This is a genomic window from Arthrobacter sp. 05L421 (genome assembly GCF_056397785.1).
In genome coordinates this window covers 78,742-103,313 of record NZ_JBFTOC010000010.1, presented here as the reverse complement: position 1 = coordinate 103,313, position 24,572 = coordinate 78,742, and the positions used below count along the sequence as shown (strand labels likewise).

23 protein-coding genes are annotated in these 24,572 nt (G+C 68.4%); 10 read left to right on the top strand and 13 right to left on the bottom strand.

The annotated features are described in order from the left end of the window. Nucleotides 1-7 precede the first annotated feature (7 nt). From AC1DKQ_RS13295 to AC1DKQ_RS13280, 4 genes are all read right to left on the bottom strand, one after another. Nucleotides 8-1,459 carry an aspartate kinase gene (locus AC1DKQ_RS13295; RefSeq protein ID WP_476884718.1) on the bottom strand — a complete coding sequence of 484 codons (1,452 nt, stop codon included), beginning with the start codon at nucleotides 1,457-1,459 and terminating at the stop codon, nucleotides 8-10. 78 nt (nucleotides 1,460-1,537) lie between these two features. Beyond that, on the bottom strand, nucleotides 1,538-2,809 hold the full coding sequence (gene ectB / locus AC1DKQ_RS13290) for a diaminobutyrate--2-oxoglutarate transaminase (RefSeq protein ID WP_476884717.1): 1,272 nt from the start codon (nucleotides 2,807-2,809) through the stop codon (nucleotides 1,538-1,540). A 461-nt stretch (nucleotides 2,810-3,270) separates the two neighbouring features. Next, nucleotides 3,271-4,194, bottom strand: coding sequence for a M20/M25/M40 family metallo-hydrolase (locus AC1DKQ_RS13285; RefSeq protein WP_476919226.1), 924 nt, complete (start codon nucleotides 4,192-4,194; stop codon nucleotides 3,271-3,273). 148 nt (nucleotides 4,195-4,342) lie between these two features. Beyond that, nucleotides 4,343-5,797 carry an MFS transporter gene (locus AC1DKQ_RS13280; RefSeq protein ID WP_476885664.1) on the bottom strand — a complete coding sequence of 485 codons (1,455 nt, stop codon included), beginning with the start codon at nucleotides 5,795-5,797 and terminating at the stop codon, nucleotides 4,343-4,345. Between the two features lie 209 nt (nucleotides 5,798-6,006). Here AC1DKQ_RS13280 and AC1DKQ_RS13275 point away from each other — a divergent pair, with 209 nt between their 5' ends. Continuing rightward, nucleotides 6,007-7,131 (top strand): LLM class flavin-dependent oxidoreductase, encoded by a 1,125-nt coding sequence (locus tag AC1DKQ_RS13275; RefSeq protein WP_476885663.1) that lies wholly within the window; start codon nucleotides 6,007-6,009, stop codon nucleotides 7,129-7,131. Then, nucleotides 7,131-7,592: a MarR family winged helix-turn-helix transcriptional regulator gene (locus AC1DKQ_RS13270; RefSeq protein WP_476885671.1), complete on the top strand. Its 462-nt coding sequence runs from the start codon at nucleotides 7,131-7,133 to the stop codon at nucleotides 7,590-7,592. Before AC1DKQ_RS13275 ends, AC1DKQ_RS13270 begins: the two co-directional genes overlap by 1 nt. 6 nt (nucleotides 7,593-7,598) lie before the next feature. On the opposite strand, the gene AC1DKQ_RS13265 is transcribed toward AC1DKQ_RS13270, so the two are convergent. From AC1DKQ_RS13265 to AC1DKQ_RS13255, 3 genes are all read right to left on the bottom strand, one after another. Beyond that, a complete protein-coding gene (locus tag AC1DKQ_RS13265; RefSeq protein ID WP_476885662.1) occupies nucleotides 7,599-8,402 on the bottom strand; it encodes a transglutaminase-like domain-containing protein in 804 nt (267 codons plus the stop codon). 85 nt (nucleotides 8,403-8,487) lie between these two features. Further along, a complete protein-coding gene (locus AC1DKQ_RS13260; protein WP_476885661.1) occupies nucleotides 8,488-9,297 on the bottom strand; it encodes a hypothetical protein in 810 nt (269 codons plus the stop codon). A gap of 30 nt (nucleotides 9,298-9,327) precedes the next feature. After that, on the bottom strand, nucleotides 9,328-10,791 hold the full coding sequence (locus AC1DKQ_RS13255; protein ID WP_476885660.1) for a M20/M25/M40 family metallo-hydrolase: 1,464 nt from the start codon (nucleotides 10,789-10,791) through the stop codon (nucleotides 9,328-9,330). Between the two features lie 124 nt (nucleotides 10,792-10,915). Here AC1DKQ_RS13255 and AC1DKQ_RS13250 point away from each other — a divergent pair, with 124 nt between their 5' ends. Together AC1DKQ_RS13250 and AC1DKQ_RS13245 are read left to right on the top strand one after the other, a co-directional pair. Next, complete coding sequence (locus tag AC1DKQ_RS13250; protein WP_476885659.1) at nucleotides 10,916-11,590, top strand: DUF1684 domain-containing protein; 675 nt, start codon at nucleotides 10,916-10,918, stop codon at nucleotides 11,588-11,590. A 4-nt stretch (nucleotides 11,591-11,594) separates the two neighbouring features. Further along, entirely contained in the window at nucleotides 11,595-12,080 is a 486-nt protein-coding gene (locus tag AC1DKQ_RS13245) for a GtrA family protein (RefSeq protein WP_476885658.1), read from the top strand. Nucleotides 12,081-12,158: 78 nt separating this feature from the next. Here the strand turns inward: AC1DKQ_RS13245 and AC1DKQ_RS13240 are convergent, their stop codons facing one another. From AC1DKQ_RS13240 to AC1DKQ_RS13220, 5 genes are read right to left on the bottom strand one after another with little or no spacing between them, the layout of a single operon-like run. Further along, entirely contained in the window at nucleotides 12,159-13,325 is a 1,167-nt protein-coding gene (locus AC1DKQ_RS13240; protein WP_476919225.1) for a cysteine desulfurase family protein, read from the bottom strand. A gap of 8 nt (nucleotides 13,326-13,333) precedes the next feature. Further along, nucleotides 13,334-14,293: a carboxylating nicotinate-nucleotide diphosphorylase gene (gene nadC / locus AC1DKQ_RS13235; protein ID WP_476885656.1), complete on the bottom strand. Its 960-nt coding sequence runs from the start codon at nucleotides 14,291-14,293 to the stop codon at nucleotides 13,334-13,336. Then, a complete protein-coding gene (gene nadB, locus AC1DKQ_RS13230; RefSeq protein ID WP_476919224.1) occupies nucleotides 14,290-16,152 on the bottom strand; it encodes an L-aspartate oxidase in 1,863 nt (620 codons plus the stop codon). The genes nadC and nadB overlap by 4 nt, the downstream gene beginning before the upstream one ends. After that, complete coding sequence (gene nadA / locus AC1DKQ_RS13225) at nucleotides 16,149-17,456, bottom strand: quinolinate synthase NadA (protein WP_476919223.1); 1,308 nt, start codon at nucleotides 17,454-17,456, stop codon at nucleotides 16,149-16,151. The genes nadB and nadA overlap by 4 nt, the downstream gene beginning before the upstream one ends. Beyond that, complete coding sequence (locus AC1DKQ_RS13220; RefSeq protein ID WP_476885670.1) at nucleotides 17,453-18,106, bottom strand: NUDIX hydrolase; 654 nt, start codon at nucleotides 18,104-18,106, stop codon at nucleotides 17,453-17,455. The genes nadA and AC1DKQ_RS13220 overlap by 4 nt, the downstream gene beginning before the upstream one ends. Before the next feature lie 304 nt (nucleotides 18,107-18,410). Between AC1DKQ_RS13220 and AC1DKQ_RS13215 the strand changes: the two genes are divergently transcribed. Then, nucleotides 18,411-19,070 (top strand): maleylpyruvate isomerase N-terminal domain-containing protein, encoded by a 660-nt coding sequence (locus AC1DKQ_RS13215; RefSeq protein ID WP_476919222.1) that lies wholly within the window; start codon nucleotides 18,411-18,413, stop codon nucleotides 19,068-19,070. Nucleotides 19,071-19,130: 60 nt separating this feature from the next. Here the strand turns inward: AC1DKQ_RS13215 and AC1DKQ_RS13210 are convergent, their stop codons facing one another. Further along, entirely contained in the window at nucleotides 19,131-19,604 is a 474-nt protein-coding gene (locus AC1DKQ_RS13210; protein WP_476919221.1) for an Lrp/AsnC family transcriptional regulator, read from the bottom strand. 183 nt (nucleotides 19,605-19,787) lie between these two features. Here AC1DKQ_RS13210 and AC1DKQ_RS13205 point away from each other — a divergent pair, with 183 nt between their 5' ends. The 5 genes from AC1DKQ_RS13205 to AC1DKQ_RS13185 all read left to right on the top strand — a co-directional run bounded on the left by AC1DKQ_RS13205 (nucleotide 19,788) and on the right by AC1DKQ_RS13185 (nucleotide 24,564). Continuing rightward, the gene (locus tag AC1DKQ_RS13205; RefSeq protein ID WP_476919220.1) at nucleotides 19,788-21,200 is read left to right on the top strand and encodes an amino acid permease; all 1,413 of its coding nucleotides are present in this window, start codon (nucleotides 19,788-19,790) and stop codon (nucleotides 21,198-21,200) included. A gap of 106 nt (nucleotides 21,201-21,306) precedes the next feature. Beyond that, entirely contained in the window at nucleotides 21,307-22,344 is a 1,038-nt protein-coding gene (locus tag AC1DKQ_RS13200; RefSeq protein ID WP_476919219.1) for a thiamine pyrophosphate-dependent enzyme, read from the top strand. Further along, complete coding sequence (locus tag AC1DKQ_RS13195; protein WP_476919218.1) at nucleotides 22,337-23,410, top strand: alpha-ketoacid dehydrogenase subunit beta; 1,074 nt, start codon at nucleotides 22,337-22,339, stop codon at nucleotides 23,408-23,410. Before AC1DKQ_RS13200 ends, AC1DKQ_RS13195 begins: the two co-directional genes overlap by 8 nt. Beyond that, nucleotides 23,403-23,732, top strand: a complete 330-nt coding sequence (locus AC1DKQ_RS13190) for a biotin/lipoyl-containing protein (RefSeq protein ID WP_018775751.1) — start codon at nucleotides 23,403-23,405, stop codon at nucleotides 23,730-23,732. Before AC1DKQ_RS13195 ends, AC1DKQ_RS13190 begins: the two co-directional genes overlap by 8 nt. 4 nt (nucleotides 23,733-23,736) lie before the next feature. Next, entirely contained in the window at nucleotides 23,737-24,564 is an 828-nt protein-coding gene (locus tag AC1DKQ_RS13185; protein ID WP_476885647.1) for an alpha/beta fold hydrolase, read from the top strand. Nucleotides 24,565-24,572 lie beyond the last annotated feature (8 nt).

The window sequence follows — 24,572 nt, the reverse complement described above, 5'->3', positions numbered from 1 at the left end:
TCCTTCGCTAGAAGTGACGTGCCACTGTTCTGTCCCCCTGCGGGACAGGGGTCAGATCCTCGTCAGAAATTGCAGCCCACGTCTCGATCGGGGGGCCAACAGTGGGCATGAGGTGGTCCTCATGAGCCACCATCGCGTCCTCGGCCGCCGGGGCCATGCCGAATGCCCGTCGGACGGCCCGCTCGGCGTCCGCGAGCCGGTGGGCGGGTGTGACGGCACCCACTGAGGTCTCGGATATGTCGAAGAGATCGAGGTCAACGTTGGCGTCCGAGAGGGCCTTGAGAAAGGTGCAGAAAATTTCAGGGGAAGAGCGCATACCCAGCCCGGTGATGGACACCCTGCCCACCTCGCTGTCGTGCTGCAAACCCTGAAAACCAATTGTTCCCTTTTCAGCATCCAGCACCGCCAGGGCTGTGCCCGCATGGGCGGCCGGCACGATCAGGGCAACGTCGGAACGCTTCGAGCCCGGGCCGGCCGTGTTCTGGACAATTGCCTGGACGTGCGCTCCCGAACGCGAGAGGACGTGCAGGATGCGCGCCATGCTGTCCGGCTGGTCAGGAATTCCAACAACTGTGATTTTCGACGCCGAGTTGACCCCGGCCACGCCGGTCACCTCCGGTTGCTCCCGCGCGGGCTGGAGGACTGGATGACGGTCAAGGCCTGGCAGGATCAACGTCCCAGGCTCGGGCACGAATGAAGACCGCACATGGATTGGAAGACCGAACCGGCGGGCATATTCAACACACCGCAGATGCAGTACCTTGCACCCGGAGGCCGCGAATTCAAGCATTTCCTCGCTCGAGAGAACCTCGATCTTTCGCGCTGTCGGGACAACCCGCGGGTCCGCGGTGTAGACGCCGTCGACGTCCGTGTAGATTTCGCAAATGTCGGCCCCGAGTGCTGCGGCCAGCGCGACCGCGGTGAGATCCGAGCCGCCGCGACCGAGCGTGGTGACCCTGTTCCGCTTCTGCGTCCTGCCCTGGAATCCTGCCACGATGGGAACTTCACCACGGTTCAAACTGTTGCGGACGCGGTCCGGCCTGACATCAGTAATGTGTGCCTTGCCATGGATGCTGTCGGTAATGAGGCCGGCCGCACTGCCGGTAAAGGTGCGGGGCAGTTGGCCGAGATCCGCCAGGGCTATCGCCAAAAGTGCCGAGGACACAAGTTCGCCGATGCTCAGAAGGGCGTCAAGGTCCACAGCAAGCGGCCGGGCGGAAACTTCCGCAGCAAGGTCGCATAGTTCATCGGTGGTGTCCCCCATGGCGGACACCACGGCCACGACCCGGTAGCCGTTGGTCCGCGTTTTGGCGATCCGCTCGGCTGCCCGGAGAATACCCGCGGCATCCGCCAGGGATGAACCGCCAAATTTTTGTACGATGACACTTCCCGGGCGAATCGCCCGGTCGGTTTCCGCTAGATCACTGTCGTTAAGAGCTGTTTCCTTGCGGGTACCCATTTCTCTCCCCGAAATCTACTTCGATTCTTGCAAGCGGTACTGGCCCCTGTGGGCCCTCTCTGCCCTCTGTACGGATCCTCAAATGGTTGATCCCAAGGCCACCGGCTCTCCGGTCACTGTCACTGCGGCTGCAGCGAGAATATCGAGTCCCTTCTGCAGGTCTGCGGGGCTGATTGTCAGCGCGGGCATCGTCTTGAGGACCTCACCTTCCGGGCCCGAAGTTTCCACCAGCAGGCCCCTGGCAAACGATTCAGCCGCAATCCTTCCCGCCGTCTGAGAGTCGGGGTAGTAGACACCTGCGAGCAATCCCCGGCCACGGACGGTGGCGCCTTCGACGCCCGCCGCGATCTGTGTAAGCCCCTCGTGCAGTTGCGAAACGAGCCCTGCGACCTTCGACTGGAAGCTGCCGTCCTGCCAGTAGTGTTCCAGGGCAGCCGCGCCGGTGACGAACGCCGGGTTGTGCCCCCGGAATGTTCCGTTGTGCTCGCCAGGCTGCCAAATGTCCAACTCGGGTTTGAACAGGGTCAGTGACAAAGGCAGTCCAAAGCCCGAGATGGATTTCGACAGGCAGACGATATCAGGGGTGATGCCCGCCTCTTCAAAACTGAAAAATGTCCCGGTACGTCCGCATCCGGCCTGAACGTCATCCACGATGAGCAGGATGTCGTGTTGGCGGCAGAGCTCCGCAAGGCCTCGCAGCCAGGACGCCCGGGCGGCCCTGAGCCCACCCTCGCCCTGGACAGTTTCCACGATCACCGCAGCGGGCTTGTCGAGTCCCGAGCCCCTGTCCTCCAAGGCCTGCCGGAGCCACAAAAAGTCCGGTACCTGACCGTTGAAAAAGCCGTCATAGGGCATGCTGGAGGTGTTCGTCAGAGGAACGCCGGCTCCTTGCCGTTTCATTGAATTGCCCGTAACTGACAGCGATCCCAGCGTCATCCCGTGGAAGGCATTGGTGAAGCTCACGACATGCTGCCTGCCGGTGACCTTCCGGGCGAGCTTCAGGGCCGCCTCCACGGAGTTTGTTCCCGTCGGACCGGGGAACATGACTTTGTAGTCCAAATCCCGCGGTTTGAGGATCAACTCCCGGAACGTTTCCAGGAAGCGCCGCTTGGCGGGCGTCTTCATATCGAGTGAGTGGACGATTGAGCCCGACAGGAGGTAGTCCACCAGCGGCCGCAGCAGTGCCGGATTGTTATGTCCGTAGTTCAGCGCGCCGGCGCCGGAAAAGAAATCCAGATATTCTCTGCCGTCTTCGCTGTAGAGGCTGCTGCCGGCCGCACGATCAAACACGGTGTCCCAGCCGCGGCAGTAGCTGCGAACCTCAGACTCCAAACTTTCGAAGATATCCATCTGTCGATCCCCCGTACTTCCGACTAGCGAAGTTTCCTGAGCGTAAACCCAACTCAGGCTTTCTAGATGACGGGCTCGGAATGGAGACAGCGCAGCATCTGTGGCGCACTGACCGTTGGTTTACGGGCCCCTATTTATTCACGTATTGAGGTTTTCTATACGTGAACTGGGCAGATCACTTGCGCTGCCCGACTGCTTATTCGTTCCTTATCGTAAACTCAGCAATCTCACAGCACCTGAGTAGCGGGTACCTGTTTTTTCCGCTGAAATGGCTGATTAACTACCCGAATCAGCGAAGGTCCAAAGCCTCTAGCCGCGCCTGGCTCCTTGGAAAAATGCGCCGGCGGCGGGGCACCCTTGGACGTGGACGCCGACGGCCCGGACGCCCGGCTCGCAGACGCCCGGGACGCCCGATGACGGCGGATGGGACGGCTTTTGGAACGGCTGATGGGAGCAGTCGTTTAGCTGGGCTTGCCCATCGCGTAGGCCACGGTGGCGTAGGCCAGGGCGCCCGACATTTCCTTGAGCAGTTCCGGGTTGGTGTTGGCGACGGTGTCGCAGGCCTCGTGGTAGCAGGGGTCAAGGACCTTGCCGGCCGCCCCGCCAAAGGACTGCGCCTGGGCCTGGGTCTTCCTTTCCACATCGCCGGTGAACAAGCCGCCGCCGGGAATGCCGGCCGAGAGGAAGGCGTCGTAGTCGGAGCCGCCGTCAAAGGGCGTGGTCTCGGCGGTCAGCGCGTTCTCCTGGAAGTAGCGGAACAGGATGTCCTCGATCGCCTTGGACCCAGCCGGGCCGGCGTGGCCGAAATCGGATCCGTCCCCGTCATGCACGGACCGCACACCGTTGGGCGAGGCCGCCATGTCCACGTTCAGGTTCGCCGCGGTCTGGCCGACCTCGGCCTGGCTGAGCTCGTCGACGTAGTGCTGGGACCCGTACAGCCCGTCCTCCTCCCCGCCCCAGAACGCGAACCGGACCCTGTTGGCCGGCTTGATCCCGGCCTCCTTCATCCACCGCGCGGTTTCCAGGACCGCCGCTACCCCGCTGGCGTTGTCGTTGATGCCCGGGCCCTGGCGCACGGAGTCCAGGTGCGCGCCCACCACCACGGTGTGTCCGGCATCGCCGCCGGTGTCGGCGAGGATATTGAAGGATTCCACCCGCGGCTTGCCCCGGCCATCGCCCCGAAAGGAGAAGGTCTGCCGCACCGGTTCATACCCGGCCGCGCGCAGCTGCTCCTCCACATAGCGGCCCGATTCCTCATATCCGGACGTGCCCGAAGCTCGGTTGCCGCCATTGGCATCGGCAATGCGCTGCAGCGCCTGCATGTGCCCCGCCATGTCCCGGGACTTGAAATCCTCCAGCACGGTGCGCGCGTCCACGGTGCTCACAGGATCCAACCGCGACGCAGTACATCCCGAAAGCAGGACACTGATCGCCACCACGACGGCCGCGGCCGCCGCTCTTCCCCGTCTGATCCCTCGTGTACCCGTCACGGTACGAACATACTTCGTCAGTAGTCGAGGAGGAAGGGTCCGGCTAGTGCGAGCCGGCCGGGAGGCGTGGGACGACGGCGGCGGGGTCGGAGAAGGCCAGGCGGGGTACCAGCACCAGGGCGGCGGCCGCGGCCAGCCCGGTAACCCCGCAAATGGTCCATACCGTGAGGTAGCCAGCGAGCGGCGCAGCGCTCTGCCCGGCGTCTCCCGCGCCGGCCCCGGCGTCGGCCAGGACGTGGCTCAGCAGGGCGATGCCGAACACGGCGGACGCGAAGGCCCCGCCGATGGTCTTGGTGGTGTTGGTCAAGCCCGTGGCCATCGCGGTGCGATTGAGGGGCGCCGCCGCAGCGGCCGCCGAGGGCAGCGCCGCGACGAGGGCCCCGGAGCCGACGCCGGCGATCGCCATGTTGGCCAGCGCCTCGGCGAGGCTGTCATGGAAGGGCAGGAACAGCAGGTAGCCCAGGCCCACGAGCGCGGCGGCGCCCACGAGCGTCCAGCGCGGGGTGAGGCGGCGGGTCACCACCGGGTACAGCAGGGCGCCGACGAGCAGCGCCAGCACGTAGACGCCGATGATGATGGATACCTGCCCGGCGCGCAGGCCCAGACCGTAGCCGTGCAGCGCAGGGTCCGTCCGGGCAAACGTGGACAGCGGAGCCTGGGCGCCCAGGACCGAGACGCCGAAGAGCCCGGCGGTCAGCTGGACCGGCCGCATGGATTTGCTGCGCAGCATCCTGATGTCCACGAGCGGATCTGCCTGGCGCAGCTCGAACCGCGCGAACGGGATGAACACCAGAATCCCGGCTCCCACCAGCGCCCACGGCCACCAGGCACCGGCTCCGTTGAGGCGCATGAAGGTCAGCCCCGAAATGATGAGCAGCAGTCCGACGGCCAGCAGCGTGAAGCCGCGGGTGTCCACGCGTCCGCCGCTGCGCTCAAGGGACTCCGGCACGCCGAACCGGATGGCGAACCAGCACGCGGACACGGCCACCGCCGGAACCAGGAGCACCAGCTGCAGCTGCCCGGCGAACACTTCCACGAGCGCGCCGGCCGCGAGCGCCCCGGCGATGACACCGGCCTCCAGCGCTCCGACCAGTACACCGGCCGCCCGCCGGGTGCGGGCGGCGCCGTCGGGCAACTGGTGGACGCGGCTGAAGATCAGCGCGATTTCCAGCGGCAGCCAGACCACGTAGAAGCCCTGGAACGACCACGCGGCCAAGAACGTCCAGAAGTCCGGGGCGAGCGCGACGCCCCAGGAGGCGGCGGCGGTGACCAGCGTGGAAGCCAGCAGGATTTTCCGGTGCCCGTACATGTCTCCGAGCTTGGCCAGCACCGGCACCGCGAGGGCACTGACCATGAGCTGCGCGGCCTCGAACCAGTTGACGTCGGCGTCGTGGATCCCCAGGTGCCGGGCGATATCGGTGAGGATGGGCGTGTAATAGCCCTGCAGGATTCCGCTGGTGAGCTCTACCAGACACAGAAAAGCTACGACACGTCGCAAGGGGGGCCTTCCGGGCGGGCAGGCACCTCATGGCCAGCCGATTGATTGCATCCTAGGCCCGCGCTCCCCCGCACGCGGGAAACCCGGCCGGAACGGTGCGGGAATATTCGTCCGCACCGGGCGTTATACCCGTCGATAGATGCAAATGCATGTAAATCAGTTATAGTAGAAGCAGCTCCCGGATCACCCCGGCCACGGAAAGGCACATCATGCAGATCGGCGTATTCAGCGTCAGCGACATCACCACCGACCCCACCACGGGCCGCACCCCGACGGAGCACGAGCGCATCAAGGCGTCCGTGGCGATCGCGAAGAAGGTCGAAGAGATCGGCATGGATGTCTACGCCTTGGGCGAGCACCATAACCGGCCGTTCTTCTCCTCCTCCCCCACCACCACGCTCGCCTACATCGCGGCCCAGACCGAGCGCATCATCCTTTCCACTGCCACCACGCTGATCACCACCAACGACCCGGTGAAGATCGCCGAGGACTTCGCGATGCTCCAGCACCTCGCAGACGGACGCGTGGACCTGGTCCTGGGCCGGGGCAACACTGCCCCCGTCTACCCCTGGTTCGGCAAGAACATCCAGGACGGGATCGAACTCGCGATTGAGAACTACTCCCTGCTGCGCCGCCTCTGGGACGAGGACACCGTCAACTGGTCCGGCAAGCACCGCACCCCGCTACAGAACTTCACCTCCACGCCCCGCCCGCTCGACGGCGTCGCCCCCTTCGTGTGGCACGGCTCGATCCGCACGCCGCAGATCGCCGAAGTGGCCGCATACTACGGTGACGGTTTCTTCGCCAACAACATCTTCTGGCCCAAGGAGCACTACCAGCAGCTGATCAGCCTCTACCGCGAACGCTACGAGCACTACGGCCACGGCAAGGCGGACCAGGCCATTGTGGGCCTCGGCGGCCAGTTCTTCATGCGGAAGAATTCCCAGGATGCCGTCAAGGAATTCCGCCCCTACTTCGACAACGCCCCGGTGTACGGCCACGGCCCCTCGCTGGAGGACTTCACCTCCCAGACCCCGCTGACGGTCGGGAGCCCGCAGGAAGTGATCGAAAAGACCCTGACGTTCCGGGAGTACTTCGGCGACTACCAGCGCCAGCTTTTCCTGATCGACCACGCCGGCCTGCCGCTGAAGACCGTCCTGGAACAGCTGGATCTCTTCGGCGAAGAGGTGCTGCCGGTGCTGCGCAAGGAATATGCCGCACTCAAGCCCGCACATGTCCCCGAACCGCCGACGCACGCCGGCCGGGTGGCTGCCGCACTGGCAGCGGACACCGTCGACGCCGCCGAGGCGGAGCCCACCACCAAGGGTTCATGATGCCGGCCAAGACCACAGAATCGCCGGTACGCCTGGCCGCGGAAACCTGGGAATCCCTGTTCCGGGCCCAGGTGGCGGTGATGCGCAAGCTGCAGGCGGCGCCGGCGTTCAAAGCCCTGGCGCTCAACGAGTACGACGTCCTGTTCACGCTCTCGCGCTGCCCCTCCGGGTGGCTGCGCCTGAACGAGCTCAACGACAACGTCCTGCTGAGCCAGTCCAGCCTCAGCCGGCTGGTGGAGCGGCTCGAGAAGCGCGGGCTCGTCGAACGGACGCCGGCCCCCGATGACGGCCGCGGGATCCTCATCCGGCTCACCGACGACGGAAGGGACCTGCAGAAGCAGATCGGCCGGGAACACGTGCGCGACATCGCCGCCCTCGTGGGCCCGGCCCTCTCCGCCGCCGAACAGCAGGAGCTGCTGCGGCTGACCGAGAAGCTCCGCGCCTCGGTTGCCGTGCGCTAGGCCTGTCTACTGGATGGCGACGAGCTTCGCCGGGTCTTCCAGCGGCAGCTCATCGACGACGGCGGTGACGCTGAGTTCCTTCAGGGACAGGCTGCCGCCCACGGTGGACAGGAAGGCGGTGTCCGAGGAATCCCGCCCGGCCGTGATCCGCAGCATGCTCTCCCGCGGTGCCAGCCCTGTCGGATCTATGACGTGCCAGGCACCGTTGATGTGCGCTTCGGCGACGGCGTGGAAGTCCATCGGGGTCAGGCCAGGGGCATAGACGGCGGCCAGCCGGGCCGGGACGTTCTTGGAACGCAGCAGGGCAATGGCGAGGTGGGCAAAGTCCCGGCAGACGCCGCGGCGGTGCAACAGGGTTTCGACGGCGCCGTCGGTCCCCCGGGAGGATCCGCTGACGTAGCGCAGTTCGCTGAAGACCCAGTTGCGGATGGCGTGCAGCAGCTCTTCGCCCTGAAGCCCGCCGAATTCGGCATAGGCAGTCGGCAGCAGCCGGTCCGATTCCGCGTAGCGGCTGGGCCGGACATACCGGATCAGTTCCATCAGCCCGGGTTCCTCGGGACGGGCAAAGCCGGTGACGGTAGCCGAATACTCAACCAGCACGTCCGTGGGTTCGGCAAATTCCATGTAGTGGAAGCGCCCGCCGTGATGGTCCGAGAGTTCGGTCAGCGGCACGTCCTCGCCTCCAGCGGTCACCGTGAGCGATTCCTGGACCGAGCCGTACCCGGCGTTCCGGGCCACGGCCACGGCCAGAGCCACCTTGGTTTCGGCTGCGGTCTTGAAGGCCAGGCGGGCGGCTACAGCGCGTTCCATGAATCTCCATGTCTCCGGGATGTGGGATGTGAGGCGGGTGCGGGGAAGTCGCCGTCAACGGCCCGGGATGTGCGGGCGGGCGGGACTAGTTCTTGATCTTCAGAGACATTAGCATCCGCTGGACGTCGGCGAATTCGGACCCCTCGTTGACGTACTTGGCAGCCTGGTCGAGAGTGTCGAATGCCTTTGCGGGGGCGACCTTCCGGTCCGGCGCCAGCGTCTTCAGCACCGTCAGATCCCCAAACGAGTAATCCCCCTTGCCGGCCGGGCCACGGACCACATTCTGCAACGCGCAGCTCTTGCCGCCGGCGCCGCCCACCACGTTGGTGATGCCGTAGGAGCCGAAGTACTTGTAGCCCTGGATAACCCGGAACACCACGTGCGGGTCAAGGGTTCCCTCGCCGCCGGCGTGCGGCAGGTCAACAGGCACGCTGCTGACCACGACGTAGTCCCGTGCGGCGCCACCCGGGCAGGACGGCGGCGGCTGCGGAGGCAGGCCGGTCTGCAGGGTGGCCAGATAAGCGCCTTTGGCGTCTTTGACGATGATCTTCAGCGCCCCCGGCAACGTACCCGCGTCGGGAGCAACGGACTGGACTATCCAGTCCTGCGGCACTTCAAAGCTGACCGTCTTTGCCGGATCGGTAAAGACTTTCCAGGCCGCCGCACTCGAGCCCGGGGCGGCGGAAGCGCTGGCCGACGACGCCGCCGCGGGGCTGGCCGTCGACGTCGTACTCTCCGTCGCGCCGCTCCCTGCTGTCCACGCCGGACTCCCCTTGCCGTCGCTGCTGCAGCCCGTCAGGGCTGCCGCCGCGACCACGAACGCCGCGCCGGTGCGCAGCACAGCGCTCCGGATTCCGCCGGTGCCTGGTCCTCGGGGTGGCGCGGTCCCAGTCATGATGCCAGCGTAGCCGGGGCGCCGCATGGCTCAGAGTTTCCGCATCAGTGTTTCGTAGAAGCGGACCCCCTGGTCCAGCGTCTCGAGGGAAATTTTCTCGTCCACGGCGTGGATGGAGCCGCGGGCCCGGACGTCCATGAAGAACGGCGCGAACCGGTACACGGCACCGCAGATCCCGGTGAAGCGGCGGGAGTCCGTGCCGCCCATCATGATGTACGGCGTGATGATGGCTTGGGGGAAGACCTGCCCGATGCAATCCGCCAGCAGTTCCCACTGGGCCCCGGAGGACGGGGAGACCGGTGACGGGTCGTTGCCCTCCACGATGCGCAGTTCGACTTTCGGGTCACGGATGATTTTCCGCAGTCGTGCCACGGCGCCTTCGACGCTCTCCCCCACCGCCACCCTGATGTTGGCGTTCGCCTTGGCGGTGGCGGCAAGGACGTTCGCCCCGGAGCTGCCTTCGAGGGTGGTGATGGCCACGGTGGTTCGGGTCATCGCGTTGGTCTCGTTGCCGAGCCGGCCAAAGAGCCAGGTGATCGGTGCCCGGAGCAGTGCCACGTTGGCGAACACGGCCCGCAGCGGCGGGGGCGTATGCGGGCCGAAGCGGCGCAGCATCTCCGCGGTCACCTCCGGCAGCGACTGCGGGAACGGGCTGCGTTCGATCCGGGTGATGGCGCGGGCCAGCCGCGCCGTCGCCCCCATCCGCGGCGGCGTGGACGCGTGTCCCCCCGGGTCCCGGGTCAGCAGCTCCACGTCCAGGATTCCCTTTTCTGCCACGCCGACGACGGCGGCCGGGCGGCTCACGCCCGGAAAGGCACCGCCCGCCACGGCACCGCCCTCGTCCAGCACGAGCCAGGGCTTCACGCCGCGGCCGGCCAGCAGCTCCGCGGCAGCCGCCGCGCTGTTGCCGGCCGTCTCCTCATTGTTGCCGAACGAGAAGTACAGGTCATGCGCCGGCCTATACCCGGCCCGGAGCAGGCTCTCGGCGGCCTCCAGGATGGCCACGAGCTGGCCCTTGTCATCGAGGGTCCCGCGGCCCCACAGGAAGGTGCCGTCGTTGTGGCCGGCGAACGGCGGCCGCGTCCACTGCCCCGGGTCGGCCGCCGGGACGACGTCGTAGTGCGCCATCAGCACCGACGCGCGCTGCGCGGCCGCCGGGTCCTCCGCCAAGGCGCTGCCGGGCCAGCGGTACAGGAGGGCGTGGCCGTTGACGCGCTCCAGTTCCAGGGCGGCATGGACCGCCGGATACAGCCGGGGCAGGGCGGCGATGAAGGCCTCGAACTGGTCTGGCTCCACGCCGGCCTCCGCCGGGGAGGACCCCTTGGCCCGGATGGAACCCTCGGCTCGGACAGAGACAGTCCGGTACGTCACCAGCTCCGCCAGCGACGCCGCCGCGCGCCCGGCACTGCCCGGTGTGTCCCCGGAGCTGCCCGGTTCCTCCCCGGCGCTCCTGGGGGTAGTGCCGGCGGCCTCGTTCTGCAGGGGGTTGCGCATGGGCGAAAGTCTAAGGGTGGACGGCTCACCGAAACGTCCATTCCGCGCGCGGGTCCTGCCGGAACCTTGGGCACAAATTTCGGCGCACAAATTTCGGTCCCGGGAAAGCAGATACTGTGGGGGCATGGCCGAACATGACTTTGACGGAACGCACTTTGGGGACCAGGGCGACGTGGCAGGCATGTCGGCGCTCGATATCGCTGACTGGCGGCTGCGGACCTTTGCCCTTTATGCCACTACGCGGAAAATTGCCGCGGACAGCCCGGCAGAGGCACATTCCTACTGGCGCCAGGAGCGGGACCGCATGTTCGGCACGCACCCTGCCTCGGCGCTGACGGCGGAGGCAAAGGCCAGCTTCGGCGGCCTGAAGACGGCGGACTACGATCCGATCTACCGTTTCCACGTCCCCCTGACTCTCGAGGGCGCCGGCCGGGAGATGAATGTGGAGACCGGGACTGACGGACTGGTCCGGTTTGTGCGGCTGGGCACCTTCGACCTTCCCGAGATGGGGCAGCTCGCAGTCTGGAAACTCAGGGGCTACGGCGGCGGCATCTTTGTGCCGTTCCGCGACGCCACCGCCGGCCAGCCCGGCGGCAGCTACGGCGCCGGTCGCTACCTCCTGGACACCATCAAGGGGGCTTTCCACGGCGTACGGGGTTCCGGGCCCCAGGCCGAATTCATCCTGGACTTCAATTTCGCCTACAACCCCTCCTGCGCCTACAACGAAGCCTGGGCATGTCCGCTTGCCGGCCCGGCGAACCGGCTGGCTGTGGAAATTCCCGTGGGCGAGCTGTACTGAGCGGATGGCGTCCCAGCTCGAACAGCAGGCTCCTGCCGCCGCCGTCGTCCGCGGGCAGAGCTCCCGCCGCCACCGCGGAGTCCTCCGCTACCCCGTGGTCCGCCAGCTCATCCGGTTCACCGGCGTCGGGATTGTCTGCACCCTGACTTCCCTTGCCCTGTACGCCCTTTCCCGTCCTTGGCTCGGGGCCCAGCCGGCCAACGCCGCGGCCCTGATCCTGACATCGTTCATGAATACCGCTCTCAACCGGCGCCTGACGTTCAAGATCACCGAAACCCGCCGGATGAAGCGGGACCACCTCAACGGCCTGATCGTTATCCTCGTCGCGCTGCTGATCACCGGCGGCAGCCTGGCCGTATTGCACTGGGTCAACCCCGATGCCACCGTGGCCGAGGAGCTGTGGACCACCACCCTCTCCGGCTTCGCCGCCACTGCCGTGCGGTTCACCATGCTGCGGCACTGGATCTTCCGCCGCGCCCGCCACCGCTAGCTTCGCCTGCCCAGCTGGCCGCCCCGCCTTCCCGCCCCGCCTGCCCAACTGACTAGCAGCAGGGGCCGTTCTGGGCGCTCAGAACGGCCCCTGCTGCGAGCTGGTTGTGCCGAGGGAGCGGACGCTGCCGACGGCGGTGCGGACTGCGGCCGCCGCCTCCTGCAGCTGCGCTGCCGTGACGGTCGAGTCGAAGCTGAACCGCACCGCCGTCTGGGCGACCTCGGGCTCGATGCCCATGGCCAGCAGCACGGGCGAGGGTGCGTCCGAGCCCGCGGCACACGCGGAACCGCTGGAGCAGACGATGCCCTGGCGTTCGAGTTCCAGCAGCACGGACTCGCCGCTGGTGCCCGGGAAGCAGAAGGAGGCCACCGAGGGCAGCCGCTCGGTGGGATGGCCGGTGAGCAGCGCGCCGGGAACACCGGCCAGCACAACGTCAATGAACCCGTCGCGGAGGGCAGCGAGGCGCCCTGCCGGTTCCCGGGGCAGCGTCAGGGCCGTTGCCAGCGCCACGGCCCCGGCGACGTTTTCCGTTCCCGAGCGGCGGCCGCGCTCCTGCCCGCCGCCGTGAACCAGCGGTTCAACCCGGAGCCGTCCGCGCACAAACAGCGCGCCGCTGCCCTTGGGGGCGCCAAGTTTGTGGCCGGAAATGCTCAGCGCGTCCACGCCCAGTGCTCCGGTGTCCAGCGGCAGCCAGCCGGCGGCCTGGACGGCGTCGGTGTGGAACGGGACGGCGTGGGCGCGGGCCAGCGCCGCGAGCCGGGCGATGGGCTGGACCGTGCCGACCTCGTTATTGGCGTACATGATGCTGACCAGGGCCGTCCCAGGCTGCAGCACCGCCGCAAGTGCCCCTTCCGTCACTTGCCCGAAGCGGTCCACGGGAATCACGTCGACCACGAAGCCGTGCACCCGTTCGAGGTACCTGGCGGATTCTTCCACGGCGGGATGTTCGACGGCGCTGATCGCCACCCGGTTCAGGTTCGGGTCGGCGGCGCGCCGGGCCAGGGCGATGCCCTTGACGGCAAGGTTGTCCGCTTCCGTGCCGCCGGAGGTGAAGACGACTTCGCCGGGGCGGCACCCCAGGGCCTTGGCGGTGGCGACGCGGGCCCCGGCGAGCGCCGTGGCGGCCGCCGCCCCCAGGGAGTGATGGCTTGACGGGTTGCCGAACTCGCCCGTGAGGTAGGGCCACATGGCCTCCAGCACCTCGCGGCGGACCGGGGTGGTGGCCGCGGCGTCGAGGAAGATCACGGTGCGCCTCAGCCGGCCGTCTGTTCCGGGGCAGGAACGGGCCCGGCGCCGGGGTCGACATCAAGCTCAATGTCCAGGCCGAGGTCCAGGGCCGTGACGCTGTGCGTCAGGGCCCCGATCGAGATGACGTCCACCCCCGTGGCCGCAATGTCCGCCACGGTGGCGAGACTGACGTTCCCGCTGGCTTCGACCCGTGCACGGCCGCCCACCAGCTCGACGCCGGCCGCCAGCTGGGCCAACGAGAAGTTGTCCAGCATGATGGTGTCCACCCCGGCGGCAAGTACCGGCTCGATCTGCTCCATGGTGTCCACTTCCACCTCGAAGTGTGTTGTGTGGCCAAGCTGGGCCTTGGCGCCGCGCAGCACCTCGGTCAGCTTCGCCGGATCACCGCCGGTGAGGACGGCCAGGTGGTTGTCCTTCGCCAGGACGGCGTCGGACAGGCTGAAACGGTGGTTGGCGCCGCCGCCGCAGCGCACGGCATAGCGTTCCAGCACCCGCAGTCCCGGCGTCGTCTTCCGCGTATCGGTGATCCGCGCCCCGGTGCCGTCCACCAGCGCCACGAACTCGGCGGTCCTGGTAGCAATGGCGCTCATCCGCTGGACCAGGTTCAGCCCGACGCGTTCGGCCAGCAGCACGGCGCGGGCGTTACCGGTCACGCGGGCCAGGGCGGTTCCGGCAGCGAAGGCCTCGCCGTCGTTGACCAGCAGTTCGACGACGGCGCCGGGGTCGGTCAGCTTCATCGCCGCGGCGAAGACCTCCCCGCCGCTCAGCACGCCGGGAACGCGCGCATTGAGCACCGCCGTCGCCCGCGCCTGAGCTGGGATGAGCACCTGCGAGGTGATGTCCCCGTACGGGGCGTCCTCCTGCAGCGCCGTGCGGAGGACGGCCAGGACGGCGGCCTCGGGCAGGCTCCCGGCGAGCGCCGGCTGTGCGGTGGACCGGGTTTCCGGGACAACGGTTGCTGTCATGACGAGATCCTTTGCTTGTGTCGGGATGCGGAGGCATGCCGGGGGCCGGACTTACCGGCCGTCGAGGTGGAGCGAGCGGGGGCAACAAGGACCGCGGAGTGCGCGGCGCCGGCCGTGCTGTCTGCCCGATAGTGGGCGCCGACCGAGTGGGTGCGCTTCCTTGCCGCGGCCACGAGGAGTTCCGCAGCCAGCAGCAGGTTCCGGTCCTCGTGGGCACTCTGGCTGCGCCAGACACTGTGCCAGACACTGTGCCCGTCGCGGACCCCTGCTTCAAGAGGGCCCGCTTCAAAGTCAGCCGCTTTAAAATCCACGGCTTCAAGGTCCGCGGCCCACTGCGCGAGCTGGGCCGCGGCGGCGTCGAGGTCGGCGCCCGTGCGGGTGACTCCCGCAGCCGCCGTCATGAGCCTTCCCAGCGCCGCGCGGCTGAACGGAACCTCCGCGGCCCAGGGGGCGGCTGTCGTTGGGGAAACGGCTGCCGCGGGCGGGACGCGGCTGCCGGGATGGACGTCCTCGCGTGCCGGCGAGAGCCAGGCGGCGTCCGGCACAGGTGCGTCCAGGAAGTCCTCGACCGCACGGCGGCCGAACACGAGGCCCTCCAGCAGCGAGTTGCTCGCCAACCGGTTTGCCCCCTGCGCCCCCGTGCGGGCGACCTCGCCGGCGGCGTACAGGCCGGGAACGGACGTCCGGCCCCGCAGGTCGGTGCCCACGCCGCCCATCCAATAGTGCGCGGCCGGGGACACAGGGACCGTCTCGGCGGTCCAGTCGTAGCCGGCGGCGAGGGTGGCCGCCGCGATGGTCGGGAACCGCCGGGCCAGGAAGCCCGCGCCCCGGTCCGCCTCGATGCCACGGGCGTCCAGATAGACCGGGCTGCCCGGCGCGGCCCCCGTGGCGGCCAGGTGCAGGGCAATGCTGCGGGAGACGACGTCGCGCGGGGCCAGCTCGGCATCGCGGTGGTAGTCCGGCATGAAGCGGTACCCCGCGGAATCCAGCAGCACCGCCCCCTCGCCGCGGACCGCTTCGGAGATGAGCAGGGCCGGCGGGCCGCCCGGGACCTCCTCGGTGGCGAGGGTGGTGGGGTGGAACTGGAAGAACTCAAGGTCCCGCACCGCGGCCCCGGCACGCCAGGCCAGGGCCAGCCCGTCGGCCGTCGCGACGGAGGGATTGCTGGTGCGGGCAAACAGCCGGCCGGCACCCCCGGTGGCGAGCAGGACGGCGTCGGCCGCCAGCTGCTGGGGCCGGCCGCCGGCCAGGTAGGCCACGCCGGTGACCCGGGCCGGCGTCGGCGGCGTGCTGCCTGACGAGGCGTCCCGGCGGGCGGCCGGTTCGGTCAGGAGGCCGGTGACGAAGGCGCTGGTCTCCACCCGGAGCTGGCCATGGCCAGCTCGATCCAGGACCGCGCGTTCCAGGACGGCGGCGACCAGCCCGCGGGCGATGCAGGCGCCCGTCGCGTCCCCGCCGGCGTGCAGGATGCGGGGCGCCGAATGCGCCGCTTCCAGGCCCAGGGCCGGTCCGCCGTCGGGACCGGCGTCGAAATGCACGCCGTAGCGGCCCAGGCCGGCGATGTCCCGGACGGCCTCGGTGCACAGGACGCGGACTGCCTCGGCGTCGTTCAGCCCGGCACCGGCGGCGAGCGTGTCCGCGATGTGCGCTGCCACGGAGTCCCCGGGGGCGGCATCCTCCGGTGCCAGCACGGCGGAGATGCCGCCCTGGGCGTAGAAGGTGTTGCTCTGCTCCAGCGTCCCCTTGCTCAGGAGGACCACCTCGATGTCACGGCCGCCGGCGGTGGCGGCGTCGGTGGCGAGCAGCGCGGCGTAGAGCCCCGCAACCCCGCTGCCGACAATCACGAGCCGCCTGGTCACGGCCGCGCCGCCAGCATGCGCTCCAGCGCCACCTTTGCCGGGGCGGCGACGTCCTCGTCCACGGTGATGCGGTTGAGCACCTCGCCGCGGACCAGCGCTTCCAGGACCCAGGCAAGGTAGCCGGGGTGGATGCGGTACATGGTGGAGCAGGGGCAGATCACCGGGTCCAGGCAGAAGATGGTGTGCTGCGGGTATTCTGCGGCGAGCCGGTTCACCATGTTGATCTCGGTGCCGATCGCAAACGTGCTGGGTTCCGTGGCCGCGGCGATGGCCTTCTTGATGAAGTCGGTGGACCCGGCGGAATCGGCGGCGTCCACCACCTCCATGGGGCATTCGGGGTGCACGATCACCTGCACGCCGGGGAACTCGGCGCGGGCCTTCTCGATCTGGCCCACGTTGAAGCGCTTGTGGACCGAGCAGAAGCCGTGCCAGAGGATCACCCGGGAATCGAGCAGGGTCGCCTCGTCGTTGCCGCCGAGGTCCTTGCGCGGGTTCCACATCGGCATCTGCTCCAGCGGCACCCCCATCGCCTTGGCCGTGTTGCGGCCCAGGTGCTGGTCCGGGAAGAACAGCACCCGCTGGCCGCGCTCGAACGCCCACTCCAACACCGTCGCGGCGTTCGAGGACGTGCAGACGATCCCGCCGCGCTCGCCGCAGAAGCCCTTCAGGGCTGCGGAGGAGTTCATGTAGGTGACCGGGATGACCGGGACCCGGCCGTCGGCGTCGGGCTCGGTGCCGAAGACTTCCTCAAGCTGTTCCCAGCACTCGGTGACCGAGTCGATGTCCGCCATGTCCGCCATGGAGCAGCCCGCGGCGAGGTTGGGCAGGATCACGGCCTGGTCCGGCCGGGAGAGGATGTCCGCGGTCTCGGCCATGAAGTGCACGCCGCAGAAGATGATCGCTTCCGCGTCCGGCCGGGTCAGGGCCGCATTGGCCAGCTGGAAGGAATCGCCCACGAAGTCGGCATATTCGATCACTTCGTCGCGCTGGTAGAAGTGCCCCAGCACGACGGCGCGGTCCCCCAGCGCCGCTTTGGCGGCGCGGATCCGGGCGTCGAGTTCGGCGTCGCTGGCGAGCTTGTACTCCTCCGGGAGCTGGCCCTGCCGGGGAGTCGAGACCGGTGCGACGTCGGCGGAGGAGGCGCCCGGTCCGTAGGCGGGCACTCCGGCGAGGGCCTCGGCGAGGTCGTAGTCCCAGGGCCCGCGGGCCAGCGCAGGGCTGCAGGTGGAGGCGGCAGCGGCCCCCGTCATGGTGGCGGCCTGCTCGCGCGTGATCAGCTGGATTGCCGTGTTGACGCTGCTCATGGTGTGCTCCTGTTGTCTGGGTCAAGGCCTGGGCGGCCGGTAAAGCGGTAGAGGCGTGGCGGGCGGTGCTTGCCGCCCTGCAGGTACTGATCGGTTTCTTCGATTTCCGGCGTGGCCTTGACCTGCCGGCGGAAGTTGGCGGGATCGAGTTGGCGGTCCAGGACGGCCTCGTAGACTTCCCGGACCTGGGCGAGGGTGAAGTACTCGCCCAGCAGGTGGTAGGCGATGGATCCGTAGGCCATCTTGTTGCGCAGCCGCCACAGGGCGTAGTCGATGATCGCGTTGTGGTCGAAGGCCAGCTCGCCGAGCCGGTCGGCGCGGAACCAGCGCACGTTTTCGGATTCGTCGGCGAGCGCGGCCTCCGTGGGCTGGACGAGCGCCCAGTACACAATCGAGACGACGCGCTGGGTGGGCGAGCGGTGCAGCCCGCCAAAGGCGTAGAGCTGTTCGAGGTAGTTGGGGGCCAGCCCCGTCGTCTCGCGAAGGTTCCGCGACGCGGCGTCCTGGAGGGATTCCGAGTGCGTGAGCGGGCCGCCGGGCAGGGCCCAGAGGCCCTTGAACGGCTCGCGGATCCGGCGCACCAGCGGGATCCACAGCGTGGGCCGGCCGGACTTCTCGCTGGGGCGCAGCGCAAAGATCACGGTGGAGATGGCCAGCGACGGCGGCGCGGTCTGGCGCTCCGAGACGTTGGCTGCTGTGGTGTAAACGGTGGTTCACCCGCCCTCTGCGGTCCCGGGCGGGTCCAGCGGTGGACTTCCCGGACGGATCCGGCCCGACCGCCGGATTAGTTATAGTCAAATTGACTAGAACTAATGATACGGCCGCGACGGCGGGACGCAAAATGTTTCAGGTCACACGGGCGGCCACATTTGCGGACACGGCCGCGGCCCTGAGCGTTGCCGGGGGGCGGTCCGGGCTTGTCCGCGGGAGCCGGCAACGGCAAGAATCGGGGCTATGGACGCAGAAGAGATGGACCCGGAGGGCAGGGGTTCAAAGGGCGGGGACGCAGCGGCAGTCAGAGCCCGTTACACGGGGGCGGCCCAGGCATTCCTGGAGCTCGCCGGACAGGTACCGGACCAGGCGTGGCAGCGGCCGGCGCTGGGTGAATGGGATGTCCGGGCACTGACCGGCCACACCAGCCGCGCCCTGACCACCGTCGAGACCTACCTCGCCACCCCGGCCGCCGGGGAACGGGTGGCGGGTCCGGTGGACTACTTCCTGGCCGTCCGCGGCGCCACCTCGCCGGACGCCATCGCCCGGCGCGGCAGGGAAACCGGGGAAGCCCTGGGCGAGGACCCGGCCTCAGCGGTGCGGGAGCTGGTCCAGCGCGTCACGGACCTCGTCCGGAGCACTCCGGACGGTGCCCTGGTGGCCACGCCCGCCGGGGCAATGACGCTCATCGACTACCTGCCGACCCGGACCTTCGAACTGGCCGTGCACACCCTGGACCTGGCGCGCGCCCTGGGCCTCCCGCCGCCCGCCTCCTTGGCCCCGGCGGTCGCGGCCTCCCTGGAGCTCGCCGGGGCCATCGGCTCCCGGCTGCCGGCCGCCGGTGAGTTGCTGCTCTTGCTCACCGGCCGGACCGGCCTGCCCGAGGGCCTGAGCGTCCTCTAGCCGATTCGCCGGAGCATGTCTGCCCGGCGCACAGGCCTGGCCTGTCACTTGCTTAGCCTGTCACTTGCTTGCGGCCGCGGCTTCCAGCAGCGGCAGGGTGCGCCCCTGGAAGTGCGTATTGAGCACGATCACGGATGAGGACCGCAGGACAGTCCTGGTGGCGATCATGGCATCGAGGACGCGCTGGAGGTCCGAATTGGAACGCGCGGCGATGCGTGCCATGAGGTCCGAGCTCCCGGACACCGTGTGGATCTCGATCAGTTCGGGGATCCGCGCCAGGGCCTCCACGACGGCGTCGTGCCCGAGGTCCTGGTTGATCGTGAGGGAACAGAACGCCACCACCGGGAAACCAAAGTGGGCCGGATCCGGGTGCGGCACCCACGAGCCGATCACACCGGCATCCTGCATCCGGTCCAGCCGCGACTGCACCGTCGCGCGGGCTACTTTCAGCACCCGGGAGGCTTCCAGGACCGAGGCCCTGGGCGAATCCGTGAAAAATCGGACAATCTTTGCATCCAGCGGATCAACGTCCAAGGATTTTTCCTTTCCAGGCGGCCCGGGTTGAACAAACCGCCGCCAACGCCCCAATTCAATGAGCAAACTGCCACCATGCTCTCACGGCGGGGGCGCCCCGGCGATCCGTGGCGCCGGCCCAAAGACGGTAAATTCAATAGGTCCCATAAGGACGCCCAGATCCAAACCACACGAAGGTTCGCCATGACAACGAAGTCCACCGCGACGCTACCCACCGCGGTTCCCGCCCCGAGCCTGGGGCACAGCATGAAGCCACGCCAGCTGACCATGATGGGGCTGGGCAGTGCGATCGGCGCCGGCCTGTTCCTCGGCTCGGGGGCAGGAATCAAGGCGGCGGGACCGGCCGTGCTGATCTCCTACCTTGTTGCCGGAACCCTGATCATCCTGGTGATGTGGGCGCTCGGCGAGATGGCCGCCGCCAACCCCAACAGCGGCGCCTTCTCCGTCTACACGCAAAAAGCCATGGGCAAGACCGCAGGGGCAACCGTCGGCTGGCTCTGGTGGCTGCAGCTCGTGGTGGTCATCGCGGCCGAGGCCCTCGGTGCGGCCGGGCTCCTGTTCACGGTGTGGCCGGTGATCCCCGTCTGGGCACTGTCCCTGGTCTTCATGGCCCTGTTCACCGCCATCAACCTGGCGGGCGTGAAGAACTTCGGCGAGTTCGAATTCTGGTTCGCCATCCTCAAGGTGGCCGCGATCGTGATCTTCCTCGCCATCGGCGCGGCCCTGCTGCTGGGCTGGCTGCCGGACGTCCCCTCCCCCGGCCTTAGCAACTTCACTTCCGGCTTCGCCCCGGCAGGCCTCGGCGGCATCGCCACCGCGCTCTTCGTCGTCATCTTCGCCTTCGGCGGCACTGAGATTGTCAGCGTGGCCGCGGCCGAGACCGAGAACCCGGAACGCAGCGTCGCCCAGGCGATCCGCACCGTGGTCTGGCGGATCCTCGTGTTCTACATCGGCTCGGTTTTCGTCATCGCGGCCGTCCTTCCCTCAACCTCGGCGGCCCTGAAATCCCCCTTCGCCGGCGTCCTCGACGCCGCCCGGATCCCGGGTGCCGGCGCCGCGATCACCCTGGTGGCCGTCATCGCGCTGCTGTCCGCGCTGAACGCCAACCTCTACGGCGCGTCCCGCATGGTGTACTCGCTCTCGGAGCGCGGCGAAGCCCCGAAGTTCCTCTCGAGGCTCAACTCGGCCCGGGTACCGGTGGTGGCGGTGAGCGTCTCTGTGGCCTTCGGCTTCCTGGCCGCCGTCCTGGAACTGCTGTTCCCCGACCAGATTCTGCCGGCCCTGTTCCAGCTTGTCGGCTCCACGTGCCTCGTGGTGTGGGGCTCGGCCCTGGTCTCCCAGCTGATCCTGCGCCGCCGGGCGGACCGTGACGGCACGGCGCTGCCGCTGCGGATGAAGGGCTTCCCGGCCCTGACGATCTTCGGGCTGGTGCTCCTGGCCCTGATCTTCGCCGTCGGCTTCAGCAGCCCGGACAGCAGCAAGCAGCTGTTCAGCACCCTGGCACTGGTGGCGGGCATTGCCGCGGCGTGCTGGATCGGCGCCCGGATCACCGGCAACCGCCGCGCAGGCGTAGAAGTGGACCGGCGGGTTCGCTAGACAAATTGTCAAGCTCACCGGCGGCAGGGACGGCAAAGGTGTGCAGTCTGGGCACCCCAACCTAGGCTGATTGCCCACCCCGCCGCCGGTGACTAGGGTCACAGGCATGGACACACTTCCCCCCGTGGCTTCCGGCAGCGCTGCCGGGCCGCTCACTGCCGACGAGCTCCGAGAGCTCTATTCGCTGATGGTGGCCGTCCGGCACCTCGACACCTCGGCCATCGCCTGGCAACGGCAGGGCATCATCCCCGGCTACGCCCCCGAACTCGGCCAGGAAGCAGCCCAGGTGGGCAGCGGCTACGCCGTGGACACCGCCCGGGACTTCGTCTTTCCCACCTACCGCGAAATGGGCGTCGCCCGGACCATGGGCGTGGACATGGTGGCCTACATGTCCACCCACAAGGCCACGTGGCACGGCGGCCTCTACAACCCGATGGAATCCCGGCTCGCCCCGATCCAGGCGGTCGTCGCCGGGTCCGTCCTGCACGCCGTCGGCTGGGCCCACGGCCAGACGCTCGACGGGAAAGACGGCGTCGCCCTGACCTACTTCGGCGACGGCGCCTCCTCGCAAGGCGACGTGCACGAGGCGATGAACTTCGCCGCCGTGATGAAGGCGCCGGTGGTGTTCTTCGTCCAGAACAACGGCTGGGCCATCTCGGTCCCCACCGAACGGCAGGTGGCCGGCGGCTCCGTCGCCGCCCGCGCCGCGGGCTATGGAATCCCGGGGCTGAAGATCGACGGCGACGACGTCGTCGCGGTCCTCGAGGCGACCCGCCGCGCCTTCGCGCATGCCCGCTCCGGCAACGGCCCGGTGCTCATCGAGGCCATGACCTACCGCCGCGGCCCGCACTCCACCGCCGATGATCCGGGCCGCTACCGCTCCCTGGACGAGGAACGCGACGGCGCCGGCACCGACCCGCTCGAGCGGCTCCGGCAGAAGCTGCTGGCCGACGGAATCGCGGACGAGGCGTTCTTCGCCGAGGCGCTGGCCGCGGCCAAAGCTGAAGAGGAGCAGATCCGCACGGGCATCCAGGCGCTCGGCTCCCGGCCCGGCACTGAAATGTTTGACCTGGTCTTCCAGGAAACCACCCCGGCCCTGCAGGCCCAGGCCGCCAACTGGCGCGAGGAGTCCGAACATGTCTAACTCGATTCTCGAAAGCGCAAGCGCCAGCGCCAGCGGCGAAAGCACTGCCGACGACACTGCCGAGAACACCGCCAGCCCCGCATCAACCACCGTGATGTCGATGCAGCAGGCGCTGAACCGCGCCCTGGACGAGGTCCTTGCAGACAACCCCAAGGCCGTCATCTTCGGCGAGGACTGCGGCCGGCTCGGCGGCGTCTTCCGCATCACCGACGGGCTGCAGGCCAAGCACGGCGCGCAGCGCGTCTTTGACACCCCGCTGGCGGAATCCGGCATCCTCGGCATGTCCGTGGGCCTGGCGATGGCCGGGTTCCACCCCATTCCCGAGGTCCAGTTCGACGGTTTCGCCTACCCGGCGATCAACCAGATCGTCTGCCAGATCGCCCGGGTGAACTACCGCAGCCGGGGCACCATGCCGATGCCCATCACCCTGCGCGTGCCCAGCTTCGGCGGCATCCGGGCCCCCGAACACCACGGCGAAAGCCTGGAAGCACTCTTCGCCCACGTTCCCGGGCTCAAAGTGGTCTCGCCGTCGAACCCGCATGAGGCCTACCACTTGCTCAAGTACGCCGCCACTCGGCCGGACCCGGTGATCTTCATGGAGCCGAAGTCGCGGTACTGGCAAAAGGGCGAGGTGGCTATACACGACGGCGGCTCCCCCACCGGTGCCAAGGTGATGCGCGAAGGCCGCCACCTCACGCTCGTCGCGTGGGGCGCCATGGTCTCCCGCTGCCTGCAGGTGGCCGAGCTCGCCGCCGAAGACGGGATCGACATCGAGGTCCTGGACCTGCGCTGGCTCAAGCCGATCGACGCCGAGGCGCTGGCCGCCTCCGTGCGCAAGACGCGCCGCGCCGTCGTCGTCCACGAAGCGCCACTGACCTCCGGCCTCGGCGCCGAGGTGGCGCAGCTGATCACCCAGAGCTGCTTCGATACCCTCAAGGCCCCGGTGGAGCGCGTCACCGGCTTCGATGTCCCGTACCCCTCCGGCGACCTCGAAGATGAATACATCCCGAACATTGACCGGATCCTCTTCGGCATCCAGCGAGTATTGGAGTACAAACGTGGCTGAAATTTCCTTCCCGCTCCCCGATCTCGGCGAGGGCCTGATCGAGGCAACCGTGCTGGAATGGCTGGTTTCACCGGGCGAGCAGGTGGAGCGCAACCAGCCGCTGGTGGAGGTCGAAACCACCAAGTCGGCCGTTGAATTGCCCAGCCCGCAGGCAGGTAAGGTAGTGCGTATCTACGGCGGGCCCGGCGACAAGATCAATGTCGGCGAGCCCCTGATTGTGTTTGAGGTGCCGGACAACACCGCCGGCATCGTGGGCACGGTCCCGAAGGAAGAGGCACCAAAGCGCCGGGTCCGCCTGAGCGCCGTACTTGATGAGGACTGAGAGCATGAGCGGCAGACACACCGGCGAACTGCATTCGCACACCGTGGAGGGCACCGACCCCCAGCTGTACATGCAGGTGCACGAGCCCCAGAACGACGCCGGGCTCCGTCCGGTCCTGCTGCTGCACGGCTTCTCCTCCTCCTCCAAGCTCAACTGGGAGGACAGCGGCTGGCTTGCCGCGCTCCTGGAGGCCGGCCGGCGCGTCATCACCGTGGACCTGCCCGGCCACGGCCGCAGCGGGGCGCCGGAAGACATGGACTCCTACTCCCCCAGCCGGATCCGTGCGGACCTGCTGCAGATAGTGTTCGACGCCGGCGCGCGTCCCCTGCGCGACGGCGACCCCGCCAGCGGGCTGGACGTGATCGGCTATTCGCTGGGATCCCGGCTGGCCTGGGAGTTCGGCGCCACCCAGCACGAGCTGGTCCACCGGCTGGTCCTGGGCGGCCCCAACGTCGCCGACCCGCTGGCGGACTTCGACCTGATCGCCGCGCAGCGGTACCTGGCCGACGGCACCCCCATCGCGGACGAATCCACCGCCGGGCTGCTGAAGATGGCCATGCTGCTGCCCAGCAACAACATCTTCGCGCTGCTGTCCCTGGTCGAGGCGATCAAGACCGAGCCGTACGACCCCGCCGAAGCCGTGCCGCGCATGCCGATGCTCCTCGTGGCGGGGGAAAAGGACGACCGCGCCGCCACCATGCCGGAGCTCGCCGCCCTCGGCGCCAAGGCCGGCGGCATGGTCGAACAGCTGGTGCTGCCGGGCCGCAACCACACCAACGCCATCACCAGCCGCGCCTTCAAGCAGGGCGCCATCAGCTTCCTGGGCGTCTAAGCCCGCCA